The organism is Caballeronia sp. M23-90 (assembly GCF_053574605.1).
Genome location: NZ_JBSIPA010000869.1, coordinates 1 through 1091, shown reverse-complemented (window position 1 = coordinate 1091; position 1091 = coordinate 1). Strand labels below are relative to the sequence as shown.

Here is a 1091-nt window from a genome sequence, read left to right as displayed (position 1 = left end):
ACCAGGCTCCCCTTGACGTGCTGCTCGAAACGGTAGCGCCGGCGCTGCTTGAATGTGTCGCAAGAATCACCAATGAGATCGGTGGCACGCCGACTGCGCGCCTGAGCGAGTAAAGCCTTGCTTGTGCGGCACGCTGTCCGGGTGCTCGCCTATCCAGCGTTACGCGGTGAACTGCGGTGGCGCCGAATACCAGGCTCCCCTTGACGTGCTGCTCGAAACGGTAGCGCCGGCGCTGCTTGAATGTGTCGCAAGAATCACCAATGAGATCGGTGGCACGCCGACTGCGCGCCTGAGCGAGTAAAGCCTTGCTTGTGCCGATGCTGCGCCGGTCGTAGTGGCGCAGCATCGATCATTTCGGTTTCCTGTCGGGCGCTCGTCTCGACCAAAGCTTTCATTACCATTTCAAGACGTGCCTTCGTTGCGCGCTCTTGCGACCCACAGCACAGTTTCCAGCAGAGCGTTCATCGCCCGATGCTCTCCTGCAGCACGAGCAAGGTCCTGTAACGCTCGTAATCAATCGAAAGAAAGATAACTGGACTGCAAGGAAGCGCGGGACGTAGCATCATGCTTCGCGCGCCCGGCCACCGCTTAAAAGCTATCATTCGACGCTTCGTGCAACCGCTTTGGACGCCACAACGCCCCTGCCCGGCCTCACGCGGGTCGCCGCCACGGCATCAAAACCGGCCCGTTCAAGGCCTGCTTTCGGCCGTCAGTGCGAGCGCTCGACAAGGCCGCGCGGCCGCGCATCAAGACACTGCTTCAAGAAACCTTTTCCGAGCCCACCGACTCACCGAGCCACTGAAACGATGGACGAACAAAAAAACCACTCAACGCCACCGCCTCATACTGAACCGCGTTCGCCCATCTCCCAGGCTTCCACACCCCGTCCACCCGCTTCACGCCCCCGCAGCCGCAAATTGCTGTGGATCGTGGTGCTGGTGCTGGTCTTGATTGGCTTGTTCGCGGTTCAGTATGAGGCGGTGGCGTTGAGTGGTTTTTTTGTTCGTCCATCGTTTCAGTGGCTCGGTGAGTCGGTGGGCTCGGAAAAGGTTTCTTGAAGCAGTGTCTTGATTCGCGGCCGCGCATCAAAA

At 59.7% G+C, this 1091-nt stretch carries 1 protein-coding gene; it reads left to right on the top strand.

What is annotated here, in order from left to right:
- Positions 1–806: 806 nt before the first annotated feature.
- Positions 807–1058 (top strand): hypothetical protein, encoded by a 252-nt coding sequence (locus ACRXB1_RS36610; RefSeq protein ID WP_449494849.1) that lies wholly within the window; start codon positions 807–809, stop codon positions 1056–1058.
- Positions 1059–1091 lie beyond the last annotated feature (33 nt).